Annotated in this window: 18 protein-coding genes and 2 pseudogenes; 8 read left to right on the top strand and 12 right to left on the bottom strand. The window is 70.4% G+C overall.

Going from position 1 to position 19,587, the window contains the following annotated elements; all coding sequences use genetic code 11:
* Positions 1-521, bottom strand: a pseudogene (locus NS220_RS09135) (DEAD/DEAH box helicase); the annotation flags it as partial.
* 269 nt (positions 522-790) lie between these two features.
* Between NS220_RS09135 and NS220_RS09130 the strand changes: the two are divergent.
* From NS220_RS09130 to NS220_RS20570, 3 genes and pseudogenes are all read left to right on the top strand, one after another.
* Positions 791-1,414 carry a hypothetical protein gene (locus tag NS220_RS09130; protein ID WP_058623764.1) on the top strand — a complete coding sequence of 208 codons (624 nt, stop codon included), beginning with the start codon at positions 791-793 and terminating at the stop codon, positions 1,412-1,414.
* Positions 1,372-2,316, top strand: coding sequence for an aldose 1-epimerase family protein (locus tag NS220_RS09125; protein WP_242864577.1), 945 nt, complete (start codon positions 1,372-1,374; stop codon positions 2,314-2,316). Before NS220_RS09130 ends, NS220_RS09125 begins: the two co-directional genes overlap by 43 nt.
* A gap of 233 nt (positions 2,317-2,549) precedes the next feature.
* Positions 2,550-3,200: pseudogene (locus NS220_RS20570) on the top strand (DUF998 domain-containing protein); the annotation flags it as partial.
* Between the two features lie 232 nt (positions 3,201-3,432).
* Here NS220_RS20570 and NS220_RS09115 read toward each other — a convergent pair.
* From NS220_RS09115 to NS220_RS09090, 6 genes are all read right to left on the bottom strand, one after another.
* The gene (locus tag NS220_RS09115) at positions 3,433-6,615 is read right to left on the bottom strand and encodes an efflux RND transporter permease subunit (RefSeq protein ID WP_058623761.1); all 3,183 of its coding nucleotides are present in this window, start codon (positions 6,613-6,615) and stop codon (positions 3,433-3,435) included.
* A gap of 81 nt (positions 6,616-6,696) precedes the next feature.
* Positions 6,697-7,062 carry a fluoride efflux transporter FluC gene (locus NS220_RS09110; RefSeq protein WP_058623760.1) on the bottom strand — a complete coding sequence of 122 codons (366 nt, stop codon included), beginning with the start codon at positions 7,060-7,062 and terminating at the stop codon, positions 6,697-6,699.
* A 277-nt stretch (positions 7,063-7,339) separates the two neighbouring features.
* A complete protein-coding gene (locus NS220_RS09105; RefSeq protein WP_058623759.1) occupies positions 7,340-7,687 on the bottom strand; it encodes an SdpI family protein in 348 nt (115 codons plus the stop codon).
* Positions 7,688-7,730: 43 nt separating this feature from the next.
* Complete coding sequence (locus tag NS220_RS09100) at positions 7,731-7,955, bottom strand: hypothetical protein (protein WP_058623758.1); 225 nt, start codon at positions 7,953-7,955, stop codon at positions 7,731-7,733.
* 316 nt (positions 7,956-8,271) lie between these two features.
* Positions 8,272-8,706 (bottom strand): hypothetical protein, encoded by a 435-nt coding sequence (locus NS220_RS09095; protein WP_058623757.1) that lies wholly within the window; start codon positions 8,704-8,706, stop codon positions 8,272-8,274.
* Positions 8,703-10,124, bottom strand: coding sequence for a flavin monoamine oxidase family protein (locus tag NS220_RS09090; protein WP_058623756.1), 1,422 nt, complete (start codon positions 10,122-10,124; stop codon positions 8,703-8,705). Before NS220_RS09090 ends, NS220_RS09095 begins: the two co-directional genes overlap by 4 nt.
* A 56-nt stretch (positions 10,125-10,180) precedes the next feature.
* Between NS220_RS09090 and NS220_RS09085 the strand changes: the two genes are divergently transcribed.
* The 3 genes from NS220_RS09085 to NS220_RS09075 all read left to right on the top strand — a co-directional run bounded on the left by NS220_RS09085 (position 10,181) and on the right by NS220_RS09075 (position 13,305).
* Complete coding sequence (locus NS220_RS09085; protein ID WP_206543008.1) at positions 10,181-10,816, top strand: TetR/AcrR family transcriptional regulator; 636 nt, start codon at positions 10,181-10,183, stop codon at positions 10,814-10,816.
* Between the two features lie 144 nt (positions 10,817-10,960).
* On the top strand, positions 10,961-12,031 hold the full coding sequence (locus NS220_RS09080; RefSeq protein ID WP_058623755.1) for an alpha/beta hydrolase: 1,071 nt from the start codon (positions 10,961-10,963) through the stop codon (positions 12,029-12,031).
* The gene (locus NS220_RS09075) at positions 12,028-13,305 is read left to right on the top strand and encodes an MFS transporter (RefSeq protein WP_058623754.1); all 1,278 of its coding nucleotides are present in this window, start codon (positions 12,028-12,030) and stop codon (positions 13,303-13,305) included. Before NS220_RS09080 ends, NS220_RS09075 begins: the two co-directional genes overlap by 4 nt.
* A 49-nt stretch (positions 13,306-13,354) precedes the next feature.
* Here NS220_RS09075 and NS220_RS09070 read toward each other — a convergent pair whose 3' ends face one another.
* The 4 genes from NS220_RS09070 to NS220_RS09055 all read right to left on the bottom strand — a co-directional run bounded on the left by NS220_RS09070 (position 13,355) and on the right by NS220_RS09055 (position 16,867).
* The gene (locus NS220_RS09070; protein ID WP_058623753.1) at positions 13,355-14,803 is read right to left on the bottom strand and encodes an aldehyde dehydrogenase family protein; all 1,449 of its coding nucleotides are present in this window, start codon (positions 14,801-14,803) and stop codon (positions 13,355-13,357) included.
* A 1-nt stretch (position 14,804) separates the two neighbouring features.
* Entirely contained in the window at positions 14,805-15,476 is a 672-nt protein-coding gene (locus tag NS220_RS09065; RefSeq protein WP_058623752.1) for a class II aldolase/adducin family protein, read from the bottom strand.
* Complete coding sequence (locus NS220_RS09060) at positions 15,473-16,402, bottom strand: carbohydrate kinase family protein (protein WP_058623751.1); 930 nt, start codon at positions 16,400-16,402, stop codon at positions 15,473-15,475. The genes NS220_RS09065 and NS220_RS09060 overlap by 4 nt, the downstream gene beginning before the upstream one ends.
* 99 nt (positions 16,403-16,501) lie before the next feature.
* Positions 16,502-16,867, bottom strand: a complete 366-nt coding sequence (locus NS220_RS09055; RefSeq protein WP_058623767.1) for a fluoride efflux transporter FluC — start codon at positions 16,865-16,867, stop codon at positions 16,502-16,504.
* Positions 16,868-17,169: 302 nt separating this feature from the next.
* Between NS220_RS09055 and NS220_RS09050 the strand changes: the two genes are divergently transcribed.
* Both NS220_RS09050 and NS220_RS09045 read left to right on the top strand, forming a co-directional pair.
* Positions 17,170-17,664 (top strand): transporter substrate-binding domain-containing protein, encoded by a 495-nt coding sequence (locus NS220_RS09050; protein WP_058623750.1) that lies wholly within the window; start codon positions 17,170-17,172, stop codon positions 17,662-17,664.
* A complete protein-coding gene (locus NS220_RS09045) occupies positions 17,661-18,647 on the top strand; it encodes a cation diffusion facilitator family transporter (protein WP_058623749.1) in 987 nt (328 codons plus the stop codon). The genes NS220_RS09050 and NS220_RS09045 overlap by 4 nt, the downstream gene beginning before the upstream one ends.
* On the opposite strand, the gene NS220_RS09040 is transcribed toward NS220_RS09045, so the two are convergent.
* Complete coding sequence (locus NS220_RS09040) at positions 18,622-19,587, bottom strand: DNA topoisomerase IB (RefSeq protein ID WP_058623748.1); 966 nt, start codon at positions 19,585-19,587, stop codon at positions 18,622-18,624. The genes NS220_RS09045 and NS220_RS09040 overlap by 26 nt on opposite strands.

The raw sequence follows: 19,587 nt of genomic DNA, 5'->3' as shown, positions 1-19,587 counted from the left end.
CGGTCGCTGCGGTCGAACGAACGAGCCGGGCGGTCGCCCGCGTCGCGACGGGGACGCTCGTCACGGTCGAAGGAGCGCGCGGGGCGCTCGGCGCGGTCGAACGAACGCGCGGGACGGTCGTCGCCGCGAGCGGGACGCTCGTCCCGACGGTCGAACGAACGCGCCGGACGATCGCCGACGTCACGACGGGGACGGTCGTCGAACGAACGCGCGGGGCGCTCGTCGCGGCGGCCCGCCGTGGCATCCCGATCAGAACGACCGAAGCGGTCGTCGCGTGCCGACGAGCGGATGCCGCGAGCCTCGTCGCGACCGGCGCGGTCCTGCGCGCTCCAGCGCCCCTTCGCGGGAGCGGCCTCGGTCTCGGCGCGGTAGCCGCGGTGGTTCGGGCTCTTGCTGCCGGGCTTGACGGGGGCCTCTGCACCCGGGCGGCGCTTGCGGTCCTGGAACGAGGTCTTCGCGCCGTAGCGCGGCTCGAAGTTCTTGGCGGCGCGGCCGCCGGCGGGCTTCTTGCTCTTGGGCATGACGATGTCCTTCTGGGTTCTGTTTCGCGCGAGACAGCAGCACCGCACGGCGGTGCAAAACCCGGACTACCGTCGGCCGGGGGCCATTCACTGATGATGGTCGAGGCCGCGATCGCGTCCTGTCCATCGGCCCCTTGGACTCACAAACCCATCCGCGCATCACACGCGGTGTCCAGAGCCGACCTGTCAACGGTACAGGTCGCGCCTGGGAATGGCATCCACGTCCCGCGGACGGCGAGGGACGCGCGCTCCTCCACGAAGATGGACGCATGGCAGACACCGACGCCCACCCCATCACGGTGGCGATCGAGCGGCGCATCGACCCGACGCGCACCGCCGAAGCGACCTCCTGGATGCAGGCCGGCACCGACCTCGCGACCGCTTTCCCCGGTTTCCTCGGCTCGGGCTGGGTGCGCGCGGGAGAAGAGAGCGACCTCTGGTACATGCTGTACCGCTTCCGCGACATCACCACGCTCGAAGGGTGGGAGACCTCCTCGCAGCGCCAGTGGTGGCTCGACTCCGGGCGCCCGTTCGCGCGCGAGGAGCGCGTCGAGAGACGCACCGGCATCGAGGGCTGGTTCGACGCCTCGTTCGGATCGGTGCTGGAAGCAACGGATGCCACGACCTCGCCCGTGCAGCAACCCGTACCGCCCGCACCGCCTCGGTGGAAGCAGGCGGTCACCATCTGGGTCGGCTTCTTCCCCACCAACCTCCTCGCGTCGTGGCTGCTCGGCTTCATCCCGGGATTCACAGAGATCCCACTGATCGTGCGCGTGCTGGCGACCACCCTCATGCTCACTCCCGTCATGACCTACGCGGTTCTCCCGTGGGTCACCCGCCTGCTGCACCCGTGGCTGCAGCGCCCGCCCCGCTCACGAAAGGCCTCGTCATGACCGCCGACCCCACCGGCCAGCGCTTCTTGCTGCACGGCCCCCGCTCCTCCGCCGAGATCACTCAAGTCGGTGCAGCCCTGCGCGCTCTGACCGTCGACGGCGTCGACCTCGTGCCGTCCTACCCCGACGATCAGCCGACGCCCGCGGCATCCGGGGTCGTCCTCGTGCCGTGGCCGAACCGCATCCGCGACGGCAAGTACACCTTCGAGGGCGAAGAGCTGCAGCTCGCGATCAGCGAGCCCAAGTTCGGCAACGCCAGTCACGGCCTGCTGCGTTTCGGCACCTACCAGCCGATCGAGCACACCGACGAGCGCCTCGTGCTCGGCGCCGACGTGGTGCCGCAGACGGGCTACCCGTTCCACCTGCGCACCCGCGTGACCTACACGTTGCTGCCCGACGGCGTGGACGTCGCGCACCACATCGAGAACGTCGGGGCGAGAACCGCGCCCGTCGCGCTCGGCGTCCACCCCTACCTGCAGATCGGCGGGGTCGTCACCGCCGATCTCGTCATCCGCTCCACCGGGACGACGACGCTCGTGCTCGATGACCGCAACATCCCCGTCGACGAAGTGCCGGTCGACGAACGCACCGACCTGCGCGGGGGCCGGCGCCTGGGAGACGCCTCGCTCGACAACGGCTACCGGGGACTGGAGAGGGATGCCGACGGTCGGGCGGTCCACACCCTCACGGCCCCGGATGGCCGTACCCTGCGGCTCTGGCAGGACGCCGGGTTCGGCTGGGCGCAGGTCTTCACGACCGATCGTTACCCCGGACAGCCCCTCGCCGTCGCCATCGAGCCAATGACTGCTCCGGCAAATGCATTCGCCTCGGGAATCGATGTCCTCGCGGTGACGCCGGGAATGTCATTGACCCGCGAATGGGGAATTCGGTTTAGCGCTTAATCAGTCAATATGTCCCCCTTTTGGGGGACATATTTTCGGCTTGCGACCTGGGGTTATTTCTCGTCAAGACTTTCCCGTTGGCGCGACAGAAAAGTTAGCATTCTGCTGACGGTTTCCGTCGACGCCGGGAATCAAAGCGACGCGATTCTCGGCATTACCCGAATAAGCCGACGGAGGCCGAGGGTCTCGCAGCGCCGGGGGACTTTCGTCCGCCCCCAGCGAAAGCGCCCGAAATGAGCATCGCGGTCCGACCAGCCGTTTCCACCCCGTCCTCCCCCGCCTTCTCGCGTGAAGTGCTGGCGGCATCCCGTCGCGTGGCGCGCCGGTTCGGCGCCCTGCCGACCATGCACCTGGCAGCCCTGGTCCTCGTCGTGCTCGTCGGCGGCATCCTGGCCTCGATCGTCACCACGACCGATCCCCTCTGGTGGCAGCTGCACTTCAGCCAGCTCGGGACGTTCCACGACGTGTCGGGTGCCCTGTTCAACACCACCCTCAAGGTCGGCGGTGCGCTCGTCGTCGTCTACGCCGTTCGTGTGCGTCGCGAGCTGCGTCGATTGGGATCGCGGGCAGGGCGGCGGGGAGCCGCGACGGTCGCTTTCGTCTGCCTCACGGTGATCGGAGTCAATCTCGCACTCGTGGGCTGCGTGCCCCTGAACAGCAACAAGGACCTGCACGACAAGGTCGCCGGCATGATGGTGCTCGGCTTCGCCGCGCTGTTGATCACGACCCCGGTGCTGATGCACCGCCTGAACCGACGCCTCGCGATCGCGACGGCTCTCGTCTTCGTGTTCCTGTTTGCTGGGGCGTGGATGTTCGTCACCGCCACCATCAACCTCGCGCTCTTCGAGGTGATCGCCTTCGCCGCGATGTTCGGCTGGTCGGGGATCTTCACGTGGATGCTCTCGCAGGCGAGCGTCACCGCGACGGCGGCAGCCGCCGACACCCCCGCGATGACCGCGGCGGCAGCGACCGGCGCCCCGTGGACCGCTTCGCAGCCGGCCGTTCCGCAGCCGGCCGAGATGCCCTCGAGCCCGTCGCTGACGGTCGATCCGTCGCGGTTCCCGACGCGACGTACGGCCATGTGCCGGCCCGCGGCGCGGCTGCGCCTCGCGTCCCTCAGTGCCGGTCGCGCAGCTCTCGTCGGCTCAACGGGTGCCCGTCCTCCGCGGCGACCTCAGCCGCGCCCGCCGGTCCATCGGCATCGGCCGAGTCGCGCGCTGCGCGTCGCGCGAGACGGCGCTCCCGGGCTCCCTCGACGAGGTTGTACAGCGTCGGAAGCACCAGCAGCGTCAGGAACGTCGACGACACCAACCCGCCGATCACCACGACGGCCAGCGGCTGCGAGATGAAGCCGCCGTGCCCGGTGATGCCCAGCGCCATCGGCACGAGCGCGAAGATGGCCGCGAGCGCGGTCATGAGGATCGGGCGCAGACGACGTGAGCCCCCGACGATCGTGGCCTCGTAGACGCTCAGACCTCGAGCGCGATACTGGTTCACGAGGTCGATGAGCACAATCGCGTTCGTCACCACGATGCCGACCAGCATCAGCGCACCGATCATTCCCGCAACCCCCAGCGGCACCCCCGTCACGAGCAGCAGGAGGATCGCTCCGGTCGCGGCGAACGGCACCGACACCAGCAGTTCGAGCGGCTGGCGCAGCGACTTGAAGGTCGCCACCATGACGACGTAGACGATGAGGATCGCGGCGAGAAGGGCGAGTCCGAGCTGCCCGAACGCGTCCTGCTGCGATGTCACGGCGCCGCCGACCTTCGCGGTCGCCCCCTCCGGCAGCTGCACGTCGGCGAGCGCCGCGTTCACGCTGGCCGAGGAGCTGCCGAGGTCGTCGGTGGTCGGGGTGACCGTCACCGTGGCGGTCCGAAGGCCCCGAGACGTCGTGATCGACGGGGGCGTCTGGCTCTGCTCGACCGTCGCGATCTCATCGAGCCGCACGGTACCGCCGGCGCTGGGGATCTCGAGGCCGCGCAGCGCGTCGACCGTCGCGGGCGGGTTCTCCGCGGCCACGTAGACCGTGACACCGCGGCCGTTGATCTCGACGGTTCCGGCCTGTCGCGGCTGCATCGTGTTCGACACCAGCGCGCCGACCGTGCGCTCCGACAGTCCGCGCTCGGCCGCAGCCGCGCGGTCGACGCGCACCGACACGTATGGCAGCGACGCCGAGAGGCTGCTCGTGACTTGCCCGATGCCGTCGCGCCCCTGCAGACCCGCGACGACAGCGTCGTTCGCCTGCTGCAGCGCCTGGTTATCTGCGGCGCTCACATCGACGGTGATGTCGGTGGATCCCAGGCCCCCGCCGGAAGCGGCGACCTCGATCTCTCCGGCATCCGTGATCCCCTCGAGCTCGGTGCGCACGCGGTCGCGCAGGTCGACCTGGTCGACGCCCGACTGCGAGGTGATCGAGTAAGTGATGCCCGACCCTCCGCCCGAGAACGCGTCGCGCAGGGCCGAACCGGTCGAGCCGATCGAGGTCTGCACGGTCTCGACGCCCGGGATGTCGAGCAGCACGGCCTCGACCTTCTGCGCCGCCGCGTCTTCGGCATCCAGGCTCGGAGCCGAGCCGATCTTCTGGGTGACGGTGAAGGTGTTCTGGCCCGAGTCGCCGAGGAAGTCGGTCTTCAGCAGAGGGACGGCCGCGAGAGTGCCCCCGAGGACCAGCACGGCCACGGTGAGGGTGACCCACGAGTGCTTCAGCGTCCAGCGCAGCACGGGCACGTAGGCCTTCTGCAGACGCGAGGGCGGCGCGTCGGGGGCTTCGGGATCGATCGGGTTGCCCTCGGCGTCCCGGACCACCTTCCCGGGCTTGAGGAACCACGACGCCAGCACGGGCACGATCGTCAGCGAGACGAGGAGCGATGCGGCCATCGCGATCGTGACGGTGAGCGAGAAGGGACGGAACAGCTCGCCGGTCACATCTCCCACGAATGCGATCGGCAGGAACACCGCGACCGAGGTGATCGTGGATGCCGTGATCGCAGCGGCCACCTCGCGCACGGCGCGGACGATGGTCGGGATCTTCTCGGCGTCGCCGACGTAATGCCTCTTGATGTTCTCGATCACGACGATGGAATCGTCGACGACGCGACCGATCGCGATCGTGAGCGCACCGAGGGTCAGGATGTTCAGCGAGTAACCGAATGCCTGCAGACCCACGAAGGTGATGAGCACGCTCGTCGGGATCGAGATCGCGGTCACGAGCGTCGAGCGCACCGACATCAGGAAGATGAGGATGACGACGACGGCGAAGACGAGGCCGAGAAGACCTTCCTGCGCGAGCGCCTCGATCGACTGCTCCACGAAGGGGGCCTGATCGAAGACGACCGTGAAGGTGGCACCGTCGCCGAGCGTGGATTCCAGGCTCGGAAGCGCCGCGAGGACCCCCCGCGACACGTCCACGGTGTTGGCCGCGGGGAGCTTGGTGACGGCGATCGTCAGGGCCGGCTTTCCGTCCACGCGCGACAGGGTCGTGGTGGGGTCGGCCTGCAGAGCCACGCTCGCGACGTCGGCGATCGTGGTGGCTCCGGCGCGCACCTGCGCGGCATCCGAGGGCACCAGAGGAAGCGCCGAGATCTCGTCGACGCTCGTCAGCTTCGCTCCCGTCTGCACGGTGAGGGTCTGATCTCCCTCGGTGATCGACCCACCCGGGAAGAGCACGCCGTTCGCGTCCAGAGCGTCGGTGATGGCCTGCTGGGTGTACCCGCGCTCGGCGAGCTTGCCGGCGTCGGGTGTGATCGTCACGCGCTGAGCGGTGCCGCCCACGATCTGCGCCCCGTTGACCCCCTCCACGTCTTCGAGGTCGGGGATGATGCTCGTCTGCAGGGTCGATTGCACGGCCTCGGCGTCGCTGAAGCCGGTGACGGCGAGCTGGATGACCGGGAAATCGTCGATGCTCGCGGAGGCCACCGTTGTGTCGGCGGACTCGGGGAGCTGGTCCTTGATCCGGGCGATCGCCGCGAGGATCTTCTGCTGCGCCGAGGCGAGGTCGGTGCCGTACGTGAAGGACGCCGAGACGATCGAGGAGTTCGTCGTGCTCGTGGCGGTCGTGGACTCGAGCCCGTCGACGCCGCGGATCGCGTTCTCGATCGGCGTCGACACGTCGGCTTCGACCACCTCGGGCGAGGCGCCGGGGTAGGTCGTGACGACGGCGAGCTGCGGGAACTGGATCGAGGGGATCAGCTCCTGCTTCAGGTTTGTCAGCGCGAGGCCGCCGAAGATCGCCGCGACGATCGTGACGAGGGCGATCAGGGCGCGGTTCTTCAGGCTCAGGACGGCCAGATACGACACGAAGGACCTCTCGGGAACACCATTCGATACAGAGATGTATCGAGGGCCAGTATCCCACGCACCGCCGCGCGGGAGGCGGCGTCAGAGGAGCGAGCCGATCCCGATGCCGACCAGAGCGGCGACGACGGACCCTGCGAATGACGCCACCGCGTACACGGTCGCGGTGCGCGTCCGGCCTTCTTCGGCGAACAGCGCCGTCGCCACCGCGACCGCGCTGAAGGTCGTGTAGCCGCCGAGCAGCCCCGTCCCCACGATCCAGCGCCACGCTTCGTCGGCGGGCAGTCGGCTCAGGATGCCGAGCACCAGCGCCCCGGAGAGGTTGACCACGAGGATGCCCCAGGGGAAGCTCTCGCCGGTGCGGTGACGGATGGCGACGTCGAGCAGGTAACGCGCGCCCGCGCCGACTCCCCCGGCGACAGCGACGGTGGCGAAGACGAGCGGGGTCACGTCAGCCAATCTACGCGGCGGGCACGGACACCAACGGCGACGATCTCGGCCGCTTCTCCGGCAGCGCGGGTCTCGGGTTTCTTGTAGCTCTCACCGGGATGGTCACTCTGACGTGGATCACGGCCGTCGAAGCCAGTACGAATCCCTCGACGCCAATCGTCCTCCTGTGGCCGCCAGCGCTGCTCCTCGGAGCACTTGTCTTCGCACTCGCATCGATCCGTCGTCCGCACGTTGAGTCCGCGCGGGTTGCCGAGAGTCGGGCCCCCTGAGGGCCAGGTCACCCGACCCCACGATTCGCGAGTACGGCGTTCGCGGCAGACGATGCGCGCACGGTCCCCCAGACGATTCCTGCCAGGACGGGAATGGCGGTGAACACAATCCCCCAATCGGCCAGAGCAGGGATAAGGACGGCCACACCTCCGAGAACACTCGCAGTGACGGCGCCGAGCCACGCGGGGAGCGCAGCGGATCGATGTCCTTCCCGCCACGAATCGCGGGACGCGAGAAGAACCGGAAGCCGGATACCCACGAGGGGGTTGGGCCCGATGACTCCGGCGGCGCACAACGAGACCAGAACCGCGAGCACCACCCCCGTCACCGCGAGCGCGATCGTGCCGATCACCATGAGACGTTCCCCTCTGTCATCTCCGCCTCCGGGGAAACGACCCTCAGGCCTCCAGCGCCTCGACCCGGCGACGCAGTTCGGAGGCCTTCTCCGCGCCGAGCTGCGCGGCGGCCAACTGGAGGGCCGCGCTCGCGGTCAACGTCTTCGCCACGAGGTACGTCGGGCTCTTCTTCAGGTCGGGGATGACGTCGAGGATGATCGCCTCGGCATCCGGGTCGGTCATGAGCTTGCCGAGCTTCACCTTGGCGAGGTCGTATCGAGCAGCCATCGTGTCTCCTGATCCGGGCGCACCGTCGTCACCCTGGCGCGATTCTGGCACATTTGTGCAGCTATGTCACCCCGTGCCCGAAGGATTCCGACATCTCTCCGATCCGCGTACGCGGCGCGCGCCTCCGGCGTCACGTACCCGCCGAGCCGACGCGCTCGGCACGGCGTGCGCCCTCCGCGGCGACGAGCGCGGCTGTCTCGGCGGCGGCGTACTCGGGCGCGGACGGGTCGTCTCGCGCGACAGGGACCGACGCGTCGGACGAGCCGTGAGTCGGAGAGCGAGCGTGGCCAGCGTCATCGACAGCGACATGACGACCTCACTCGGCCGCCATGTCGCCCAGGGCGTTCGTGGTGACCAGGCGGACGACGGCGGGAAGGCCCGCGGCGATCTTGCGCCCCACCAGGGGGCCGAGGACGAACGCGAGAGGGCCGGATACCTCGACGCCGTGCGTGACCGACAGGCCGTTGGCCGTCGGCCGCATGTGGTGCGGGAGCGAGAGCACAGCTCCCGGGAGCCGGATCCGGAAGTTCATCGCGACCCCCGGCTGCAGCTCGGTGAACGTGAAGGTCTGCGCCGGAGTGCCGTGGTTGATCACGCGCCCGGCGGCGCCGACGCGCGCCGGGACGGCGAACTCGGCGACCCGCAGGTCCGGGTCGTCCACGACCCAGTCCTCCGGCGTGGTCCATCGCTTCCACACCGCTTCCGGTGACGCGGTGGTGAGGTGGGTGTACTGGCGACGCCATGTCGTCATGCGGACGCTCCCGTTCGTGTGTGATCCTGCGAGGAAGAGGCGACGAAGCCGCGCGCCTGCAGAGCCGCCCGCTCTCCGGCCCGCACCGCTCCGTCCATGAATCCGGTCCATCGGTCGGCAGTCTCGGTACCCGCCCAGATCACGCGTCCGACCGGTGCGGCAAGCGCTCCCGCGTAGGGCACGACCACACCCGGACCCGGAGCAGCGGTCGGACCGCCCCCGGCCCAGGGCTCGGCGCCCCATCGCTGATCGATGAACCCGGTGGCATCCAAAGCTCGAGCGCCGAACAGGTCGGCGAACGACGACAGCACGCGCACGCGTCGCTCCTCGGCCGGGAGAGCGTCCCACTCGCGGGCGTAGACACCGCCCACGAATCCCAGGAGCACGCCCGGACCTCCTCGCTCGGGCGGGCTCGCATCGAAGGTGATGAAGACCGGGCCGGTGTCGGAGAGCCCCTGACCGGAGAGATCCCGCTCGCGCCAGAACGGGGTCTCGTAGACCGCGTAGGCCTTCGACAGCACCCCGGCGGGCCACCTCTGCGACATCTGGGCGTGCACCGCGGGAAGTGCCGGCGCGAACGCGATACGCGAGCGCAGCGCCGGGGGGACGGCCACGACGACGGCACCCGCCGCGACCCGTTCGTCACCCGCAGAGACCAGCACCCCGCCCTCCGTCGTCTCGACCCGCTGCACGGGAGCGTTCAGACGCACCGCTTCGCCCAGGTCGGCGGCGATTCTCCGGGCGATCTCGTGCGAGCCCTCGACGAAGTGCTCCTCCTGCGCGCCGCCTTCGGTGTCGAGCATCGACGAGAGCCCTCCCGCCTGATGGATGTAGTGCAGCGCGTGCAGCAGCGACACCTCGTCGGGCTCGCACCCCCAGGTGGTGCGGCTCGCGATCGCGATGAGGTCGCGCGCGGTCGTCGAGGCGCGCGAGCGTCGCAGCCACGATCCGAGGCTGTCGGCGTCGAGTTCGGCCGCGCGCGGGGCGGCGGCCGGGTTTCCGCGCGGGACGCTTCGCGCGAGGCGGTCGAGCGAGAGCTGAATGCGACCGACGTCGAGCAGATTCGCCCCCATCGGCGGCACCGTGCCGCGGTAGCGTCGGTGCTGACCACGCCAGCGGATGACGTTCTCGCCCGCGGCGTACGTGGGGAACCGGCGCACACCGACCTCGTCGGCGAGCGCGATGATGCGATCCTGGCCGGGCCCGACGAAAGTGCCGCCGAGATCGACATGAACACCCTCCACGGTCGTGGAGCTCACGCGGCCGCCGACCCGCGAGGACGCTTCGAAGACGGCGACACGCAGACCGAGCTGATGGAGGCGGCGGGCAGCGGTGAGGCCGGACAATCCGGCGCCGACGACGACGACGTCGACGTCGGGAGCCGTGACATGATCGACGGCTTCGGGGGTGACGGTCATAGGCTTGCTCCGTTTCTGGTGCGATCGCGGGCGGTCGGGCCGTGGAAGGGGACGCCGTGAGCGAGACGACGAGCCGATCGATGCGGGCGCGCGGGCGCGCGCGTCGGGAGCTGCTGCTGGATGCGACTCTGGCGATCATCGCCGAGCGCGGTATCGCCGGCGTCACGCACCGCTCGGTCGCGGCCGCGGCCGATGTGCCGCACTCCTCCACCACGTACTTCTTCGACTCGCTCGACGACATGATCGGTGAGGCCGTCGCCCACGCGATGGATGCCGAATTCGCACGGCTGCAGCAGTTTCGCGCCGTGCTCGAGAGCGGTGCGGGTTCGCCGGGCGCCGCGATCGACGAGTTCGTCGAGATCGTGCGGCAGCAGTCCGACGAGCACACCGTGGCGCAGTTCGAGATCTATCTCTTCGCCTCGCGGCATCCCGCCCTGCGCGCGCACGTCGAACGCATCCTCGACGAGACGAGGGAGCTGGCCGGGAGCGTCCTGCGCGTCAACGGCGTGACCGATCCGCACGCCGCCGCGGCGGTCGTCGCCCTCATCGATGGATTCGCTCTTCATCGCATCGCCCGTTCCGAAGTGGTCCACTTCCAGTCCTTGGCGCGCGCCCTGCGCGCCACCCTCGTCGGATTCGTGACCCTGGCCGCCACCAGTTCCCTGGGGGAGACCGCGTCGCCCGGCGAGTAATTTGCACAAATGTACTACTTATGCCCGGCTAATCTCGACCACACCCGGCGATTTCACACGTTCGACACACAATCTTGTACGCGTGTGCAATAAAGTGACCCGATAGTCGACCACGACGATGTGTTCGAGGAAAGGGTGCGATCAATGGTGCGTCACCGCCTGCAAGACCATGCGCTGCACTGGGGAGCCCGCGCGCTGGGGCGCGTACCGAAGGGCGTCCTGCGCCGTCTGAACGGATCGCCGATCGAAGTGGACGGCCACCGCCTGCACCCCACCGTGCAGACCTCCCTGCGGGTCATGAACGCCTCGCCGGGCGCTCACTTCGAACGGATGCCACTGGCGCAGGCGCGCGCACACATCGAGGTCGAAGCCTGGACCTTCGCCAGCTCGACGCGGCTGGCCGAACGCGTCGACATCACGATCCCCACTCGCGACGGGCGGGTCCCAGCCCGCGTCTACCGCGCCCGAACGGACCGCCCGGCGCGCGGAACGGTCGTCTACTTCCATGGCGGCGGCTGGGTGCTGGGCTCCCTCGACAGCGCGGATGCCACGTGCCGGACGCTCGCTGCGACAACCGGGATGACGGTCGTCTCGATCGACTACCGCCTCGCCCCCGAGAACCCGTTCCCCGCAGCCGTCCACGACGGCGTCGACGCGTTCCGCTGGACGCGCGACAACGCGCACCGCTTCGGCGGCACCGCGGATGCCGTCGGCGTCGGCGGCGAGAGCGCCGGGGGAAACCTGGCCGCGGTCATCTCGACCATCACGCGCCACGACCCCACGGGCACCCCCGCCTTTCAGATCCTCTTCTGCCCGGTCACCGACCTCTCCCGTCGTCACCGGTCGTACGAGCTGTTCCGCGACGGGTTCTTCCTCACCGAGGCGCAGATGACGTGGTACGCCGCGCACTACCTCGGCAGCACCGGACGAGCCGACGATCCGCTCGTCTCCCCCCTGCTCGCCGACGACCTCGACGGGCTCGCCCCGGCGTACGTCGCCGTCTCGGGCTTCGACGTCCTGCGCGACGAGGGCATCGCCTACGCCCAGCGCCTCGGGGAGGCCGGGGTGGACACGACGCTCGTGACCCACGCGGGCCAGATCCACGGCTTCTTCAACGCGTGCGGGGCGCTGAAGGACGCGCGGGATGCCGTGACTGCGGCGGGAACGTGGGCGCTCGATCGCCTGTCGACCCGCGCCGATGGAGCGCGTCGGTGACGGCGGACGGCCGGACGACCCCGGTCGCCGTGTACGCCGAACCCACGCGGCCGGTGCACGCCGGCTGGATCGCCGCGTTCGCCGGAGCGTGGCTCGGTCTGTGGATGGCGCAGCTCGTGCCCGTGCAGGTGCTCCTCCCCCTGCAGATCGCCGCGCAGCACTCCTCCGACGAGTGGCTCACCTCGCTCGTCTCCTATGGCCTGGTCAGCGCGGTCGCGGGCGGGTTCGTCGTCGTGGCCTACCCGATCGTGGGTGCGCTCAGCGACCGGACGCGATCACGGTTCGGACGCCGCCGGCCCTGGATCCTCGGCGGATCGCTCACGTCCGGTGTCGGCCTCGCGCTCCTCGGCATCCAGACCGAGACCGTCGGCACGATCGTGATGTGGACCGTCGTCATGCTCGGGTTCTGCATGGCCTCGGCGGCTCTCACCGCCGTAATGGCCGATCAGGTGCCCGAGAACCAGCGCGGGCTGGTGTCGGGGTGGATCTCGGCGCCCAACGCGCTCGGCATCCTGCTCGGGATTGTGCTGGTGACCGCGGTGTTCACCACCATCCCCTCGGGATATCTCGCTCTCGCCGTGAGCGTGACGGTGCTCGCGGTGCCGTTCGTGCTGCGCCTGCGCGACGCACCCCTGAGGGCATCGGATGCCGCCCGCCTGGGGCCGCTCACGGCGCGGTCGGTGCTGGCATCCATCTGGGTGGATCCGCGCCGGCACCCGGATTTCGCCTGGACCGTGACGAGTCGCGTCCTCATCAACCTCGGCAACGCCATCGCGACCACGATGCTGCTGTACTTCTTCACCTTCGCGCTCGGCGTCGCCGACCCCACCGGGTTCCTCGTGTTCACGACGGTGATCTACATGGTGGTCACGATCGTGGCCTCCATCGCTCTCGGCAAGCTCAGCGACGTGCTGGGCCGACGCCGCGTGTTCGTCCTGGCATCCGGAGTCGCTCAAGCGCTGGCCGCGCTCCTGCTGGCCGTCGCTCCCGCCGAGAGCACCTCGATCGTGGGAGCCGTGCTGCTCGGGCTCGGGCAGGGGTGCTTCTTCGCCGTCGACCAGGCGCTGGCGACCCAGGTGCTCCCCTCGGCCGAGACGCGCGGCAAGGACGTCGGCATCATGAACATCGCCATGGCCGGCCCCCAGGCCTTCGGGCCGCTCCTCGGCGCGGGGGCCGTGGTGCTCTTCGGCGGCTTCCCGGGGCTGTTCGTCGCGAGCGGCGTGACCGGGCTGCTCGGCGCGGTGGCCGTCATGCGGGTGCGCTCGGTGCGCTGAGGCCCGGGGCGCGCGAAGGGCCCTGGCGGCCCGAGGACTCCGCGCGCGCTCACCCGTACAGCAGGCGGATGATCCGCTGCACGAGCGCGTCGACCCGCGGCGTGCGCCGCATCGTCGTGAGGGTGAGAAGGCGGAAGCGCTGTCGCGTGATGGACTTGGCGTACGCGAACTCGCGCAGGCCGTCGGCGCCGTGGATGCGCCCGAACCCGGAATCGCCGACCCCGCCGAACGGCAGCGAGGGCACCGCGGCGAACGAGATGACCGAGTTGATCGCGACCATGCCGCCGCGCAGACGCTCGGCGAGAGCGCGCCCCCGCCGGCGGGAGAACACCGCGCCGGACAGGCCGTACCGGACGGCGTTCGCCTTCGCGACGGCTTCGTCCATGGATGCCACGCGGTTGACGACGAGGGTCGGGCCGAAGGTCTCTTCGCGCACCGCCGCCGACGACTCGGGCACGTCGACCAGGAGGACGGGCGCGATCGTCTGCCCGGTCCCGACCACCGCGCCTTCCCGGAGGGCACCGCCGGCGGCGAGAGCGTCGGCGACGTGCGCGCGCACGACGTCGGCCTGGCGCGGCATGGTGAGCGGGCCGAGGCGCGCCGCATCGTCGGTGCCGGCGCGGAGTTCGCGCACGCGCTCGGAGATCGCGCTCACGACGCGGTCGTACACGAGCGTGTGGGCGTAGACGCGCTCGATGCCGATGCAGGTCTGCCCCGCGTTCGAGTACGCGCCCCACACCGCCGCGTCGGCGGCGGCCTCGATGTCGGCATCTGCGTCCACCAGGAGCGCGTCCTTGCCGCCGGCCTCGATCACGACGGGGGTGAGCGTCTCGGCGCACGCGGCCATGACCCGCTTGCCGGTCGCGGTCGAGCCGGTGAAGGCGATCTTGTCGACACCCGCGCGGCACAGGGCGGCACCCGTGTCGCCGAGACCGGTGACGACCTCGAAGACCTGGGGGTCGCCACCCGCGCGCACGAAAGCGCTCCGCAGCCAGTGCCCGACGGCGGGCGTGTACTCGCTCGGCTTGAAGACCACCGCGTTGCCCGCGGCGAGAGCGTAGGCGAGGGAGCCCATCGGTGTGAACACGGGGTAGTTCCAGGGACCGATGACCCCGACCACCCCGTAGGGGAGGTATCCGAGACTCGCGGACTGGTTGAGCATGAGCAGGCCCGCCCGCACCCGGCGGCGGCGGAGCGTGCGGTGCGCGTGCGCCGCGGCCCACGCGAGGTGGTCGAGCGCGAGCATGATCTCGAGCCGTGCGTCCCCCGCGGGTTTGCCCGTTTCGGCGCGGACGACGGCGATCAGTTCATCGAGGTGCCGGACGATGTCGCGACGCCACGCGTCCAGGACGCGGCGGCGGCCACGGAAACCCTGCCCCCGCCACCCCCGCGCGCCCCGACGGGCGCGGACCACGGCTTCGCGGACGGCGTCATAGTCATCGAGGCGGAAGGTCCCGACGACGTGTCCGTCGAGGGGGCTCACGGAATCGAACGTCATCTCACACCTCGTGCTTGTACCCGTATCCGGTGGCCACCGCGGCGGCGATGACGTCGGCCTGCTGCGCGGGACTCAGCTCGGCCGGTTCCCCCGCCGCGCGGGCCCGCAGGTAGATGTCGCACGCCCATTCCAGCAGCGTGGTGTGCGCGACGGCCTCGGCGAGGTCGCGGCCGGTCGTCACGGCACCGTGGTGCGCGAGGATGACCGCGTTCGCGCTCGAGAGGGCGTCTCCCGTCGCGTCGGCGAGCGCGCGCGAGCCGAATACCGAGAACGGGACGACCTCGATCTCGCCGCCCAGGGTGAGCTGCTGGTAGTGCACGCAGGGCAGGCGGTCGGACACGAGCGACACCGCGACGGCCGCCGGAGCGTGCGTGTGCACGACGGCGCCCACCGCATCGTCGGCGTACGCGGCGAAATGCAGATCGAGCTCCGTGCTGGGGGCGAGGATGCCGTGCCGGAGGCGTCGATCGTCGCCGACGATGACGACGTCGTCGGCGACCGCGTCCGCGAAGACGACTCCGGTCGCCGTGATCGCGATCCCTCCGTCCACGCGGACGCTGACATTGCCCGCGGTCCCCTTGACGAGTCCGTCCGCGGCCAGCGCGCGGCACACCGCGGCGACGTGGAGGCGCGCGGCGGCGGCGTCAGGCCGGGTCGCTCCCGCGTCCGTCATCGGGGCACCGTCGCCAGCAGGGCGTCGATGGATGCCTCGTCGTACGTGCCGTACGAGGTGCCGACGCCGGCGACCACCTGCGCGGCCGTGGCCGAACCGAAGCGCGCCGCGTCGACGGAGCTCCGCCCGCGGAGCTTCGCCAAGACGAAGCCGGCGGAGAACGCGTCGCCGCCGCCGCTGGTGTCGACGGGCTCGGCCGGCACGATGGGGATCTCGCGCAGTTCCCCGTCTTCGACGAGGACGATGTCGCGGCCGCCGTCGGTGATCGCGACCACGCGCGCGCCCGCCGCGGCCAGGGCGTGCGCGGCCGCATGCAGGTCGGCAGCCTGGGTCCACCCGAGCGCCTGCTCGGCGTTGGGGAGCACGTAGTCGGTGTGCGAGAGGAGAGGCTCGATCAGCGCGTAGAACGCCTGCTCACCGCCGATGAGGAAGTCGAGCGACGTGGTCGCGCCGTGCTCTCGCGCGTGGTCGAGGATCTCGATGACGTTCTCGGGACCGAGCAGCTCGGGCGCACCCACGTGGACGTGATCGGCCGCGGCGAGCTCGTCCCACGGGACGATGTCGGCCGCGAGGGCGTTCGCCCCCACGACATGGAGAGCGGGACGCGACCCGTCGGAGCGGATCGGCAAGACCGAGGCCGACGTCGGGAGCTCGCCGACGCGGAGGTTCTTCACATCGATCCCCTCGTCTGCCAGAAGGCCCACCAGCACACGGCCGGTCACGTCGTCGCCCACGGACCCGCTGGTGACGACGCGGGCGCCGAGTCGTGCGAGCACGAGCGCCGTCCCGCCCGCGGGGCCGGCGGCCGACATGACGATCTCGTCGACGAGCAGGGATCCCTGCCCGTCGGGGATCTCGTCGACGGGCTGCACGATCGTGTCGAGCACGTGGGCGCCGAGCGTGACGATGTGAGGGGCGGCGGTCATCGTTGAACCTCCGGGTCAGGTCACCGCGCAGACGTCCCGCGCGGAGTAAGTTGCACATTTGTACCATTTTCTCGCCGCGCGGACAAGCATTCCCCCGCCTCAGCGCGGCCGAACGCTCCCGCGCCCGAGAACCACGCCGAGCCACGCCGCAGCCGTCCCGACGATCACCGCCGCGGCACCCCACCACAGCTGCGCCAGGTCGGCCGACTCGACCGCGAGCGCGCTGTAGGTCGTGAACCCGCCGAGCACCCCGGTGCCGAGGAACAGCTGCGCCCGCTGCGCCCGCGAGGACTCCGGCATCCGGGCCCGGATGCCGAACACGATGCCGATCGCGAACGCCCCGACGACGTTGATGAGTGGGACGAGGGCGGGACCGAGGTCGTCACCCAGGGCGAGGGTGAGGCCCGCGCGCACGGCGGTGCCGATCGCGCCGCCGACGGCGACCAGGACGACGTCACGCCACATGCTCACCGCGCCACCCTACGCCGCACGAGGCATCCCGCCGCTCCCCCGCGGCGTGCGCGCCCGCTCGCGCACTCAAAATCCCCCTGAGTGCCCAAAACACCCGGACTATTTTTCTCGGCGTCCGGGTGTTTTGGTCACTCAGTGCGCGAGCGACGCGAGGAACGACGCCGGACGCGCAGAGCACGGACCGCAAGGGCCCAGCGCGGAGCGCGAGGGAGACAGATGCGACACGCGCAACCCCCGCGACACCCCAACCCCGGGCGGAGCAGAATCCCCGGCGTCCCCACACGGAAGGCGGCGACATGCCCAGATCGAGACCCGTGGCCGTCGTCGCCGCGGCCGTGAGCGTTCTCCTGCTCGCGGGCTGCGGCATCCGGATCCCGGCCGACCCGCAGGGCACCCTAGACCGCGTCGACGGCGGGGTCCTGCGCGCCGGCATCACCCCCAACGGCGACTTCGTGCGCATCGACGGCGACAGCCCGAGCGGCAGCGAGATCGACGCTCTCATCGCCTTCGCCGACTCCCTGGATGCCGAGGTCGACTGGACCGTCGGTTCCGAGGAGGCGCTCGTCCGAGGATTGGAGAACGGCGACCTCGACGTCGTCGCCGGCGGCCTCACCGACGAGACCCCCTGGACGGACAAGGCCGGGATGACCCGCCCGTACGGCGAGGTCACCCTCGCGGACGGGTCGACCGCGAGGGTCGTCATGCTCGTCCCGCTCGGCGAGAACGCTTTCGTCTCGCGGCTCGAGACCTTCCTCACCGACGAAGCCGCGACCGAGGGGGTCGGCCGATGACCGTGCGCTTCGGCCGGACCGAGCTCCCCGAAAGACAGGCCGAGGTCCTGCGCCGAGCGGTACGTCTCGAGTGGATCACGCTCGCGTTCCTCACGGTGACCGCCACCCTGGCCTTTCTCGTTCTCGGCAACTCCCAGGCGATGAAGGCCGCGTGGGTCGAAGACCTGCTCTCGTTCATTCCCCCGATCGCGTTCCTCATCGCGGTGCGGATGGCCCGCCGACGACCCACCGTGCGCCACCCCTACGGGTTCCACCGTTCGGTCGCCGTCGGTCACCTCGTGGCCGCGGTCGCCCTGACCGGCATGGGGGCGTTCCTCATCATCGACTCGGGCATCGGCCTGGTCACCGAAGAGCACCCCACCATCGGCACCGTGAACCTGTTCGGCGTCACGATCTGGCTCGGCTGGCTGATGATCGCCGTGATGGCCGTCACGGGCATTCCGCCGGTCATCGTCGGCCGGATGAAGCTCGGACTCGCCCGCGAGCTGCACGACAAGGTGCTCTACGCCGACGCCGACATGAACAAGGCCGACTGGATGACCTCCGTCGGCACGATCGTGGGGGTCCTCGGTATCGGCGTCGGCCTCTGGTGGATGGATGCCGCGGCGGCGATCTTCATCGCCGGGAGCATCGTCCACGACGGTGTCGGCAATCTGCGTGCCGCCGTCGTCGACCTGATGGACGCCCGCGCGACGACCTTCGACGACGCGCGACCGCATCCCCTCATCGGCCGAGTCGACCAGTACCTCAGCCAGCTCCCGTGGGTGCGCGAGGCGGGAAGCCGCGTGCGGGACGAGGGGCACGTCTTCCACATCGAGGCGTTCGTGGTCCCACGCCGCGGCAAGGTCGCGCTCGCCGACATCGAGTCCGCCCGCGAGGGGTGCGTGAGCTTGGACGGGAAGATCCAGGACGTCGTCGTGGTACCCGTCCGGGAACTGCCCGACGTCGTCGATGCGATCACTCCCCGAGGATCAACCGCCTGATCGCGGCGTCCTTCGAGCCGCCCAGCTCCATCGTCCGGCCCTTGCGGTACAGCGAGAAGACGCGGGGGTCGATGTAGCTCGACCGCGCCACGGCGGGGGTGTTGCCGAGCGCTTCCGCGGTCGCGCGCACGGCGGCCACCTCGGCCTTCTTGCGCTCGTTCTTGCCCCCGACGGCCCCCACCTTCGCGAGCGACTCCGCCGCCATGATCGTTCCGCGGAGCGTGCGGAAGTCCTTCGCACTGAACGGGCCGCCGGTGAGCGAGCGCACGTAGGCGTTGACGTCACCCGGCGTGAGCGGCACGCGCCGGCGCCCGCGCTTGTAGCTGAGCAGCGCCGCCCGCGAGCGGCCGAGCGCGAGTTCTTCGATGAGGGATGCCAATTCGGCGTCGTGCACGCGCAGGTCGGCGCGCTTGCCGCTCTTCGCCGGGAACGACAGTCGGATGAGATCGCCCTCGATCGTGGCATCCCTCCGCTGGAGGGTCGTGAGGCCCCGACTGCCGTTCGTGACGAAGTAGCGCGCGTTGCCGACACGCGGCGCGACGAGGTCGAGCAGGCGGAACGACACCGCCAGCACCCGCTCGCGGTCGATGTCACCACGGCGCAGCGACTGCGTCACGCGGGCGCGAGCGCGCGGCAGCGCCTCGGCCAGCTGCAGCGCCCGGGCGAACTTCCCCTTGTCCTGCCGCTTCGACCAGTCGGCGTGGTACGTGTACTGACGGCGGCCGGCCTCGTCGGTCCCCACCGCCTGGATGTGGGCGTTCGGCTCGCGGGCGATCCACACCTCGCGCCATGCAGGAGGGATGACGAGACCGCGCGCCCTTTCCGCCTCCCGCTCGGGAACCGCGGCGCCCGTGTGATCCACGAAGCGGTACCCCGAACCGGATCGGACACGACGATAGCCCGGGTCCTCGTACGGGCGGACGCGGATGAGACGCGCCAT

The sequence above is a fragment of the Microbacterium testaceum genome (assembly GCF_001476655.1).
Lineage (GTDB): Bacteria > Actinomycetota > Actinomycetes > Actinomycetales > Microbacteriaceae > Microbacterium > Microbacterium testaceum_C.
This window is presented reverse-complemented; position numbering and strand designations above follow the sequence as displayed.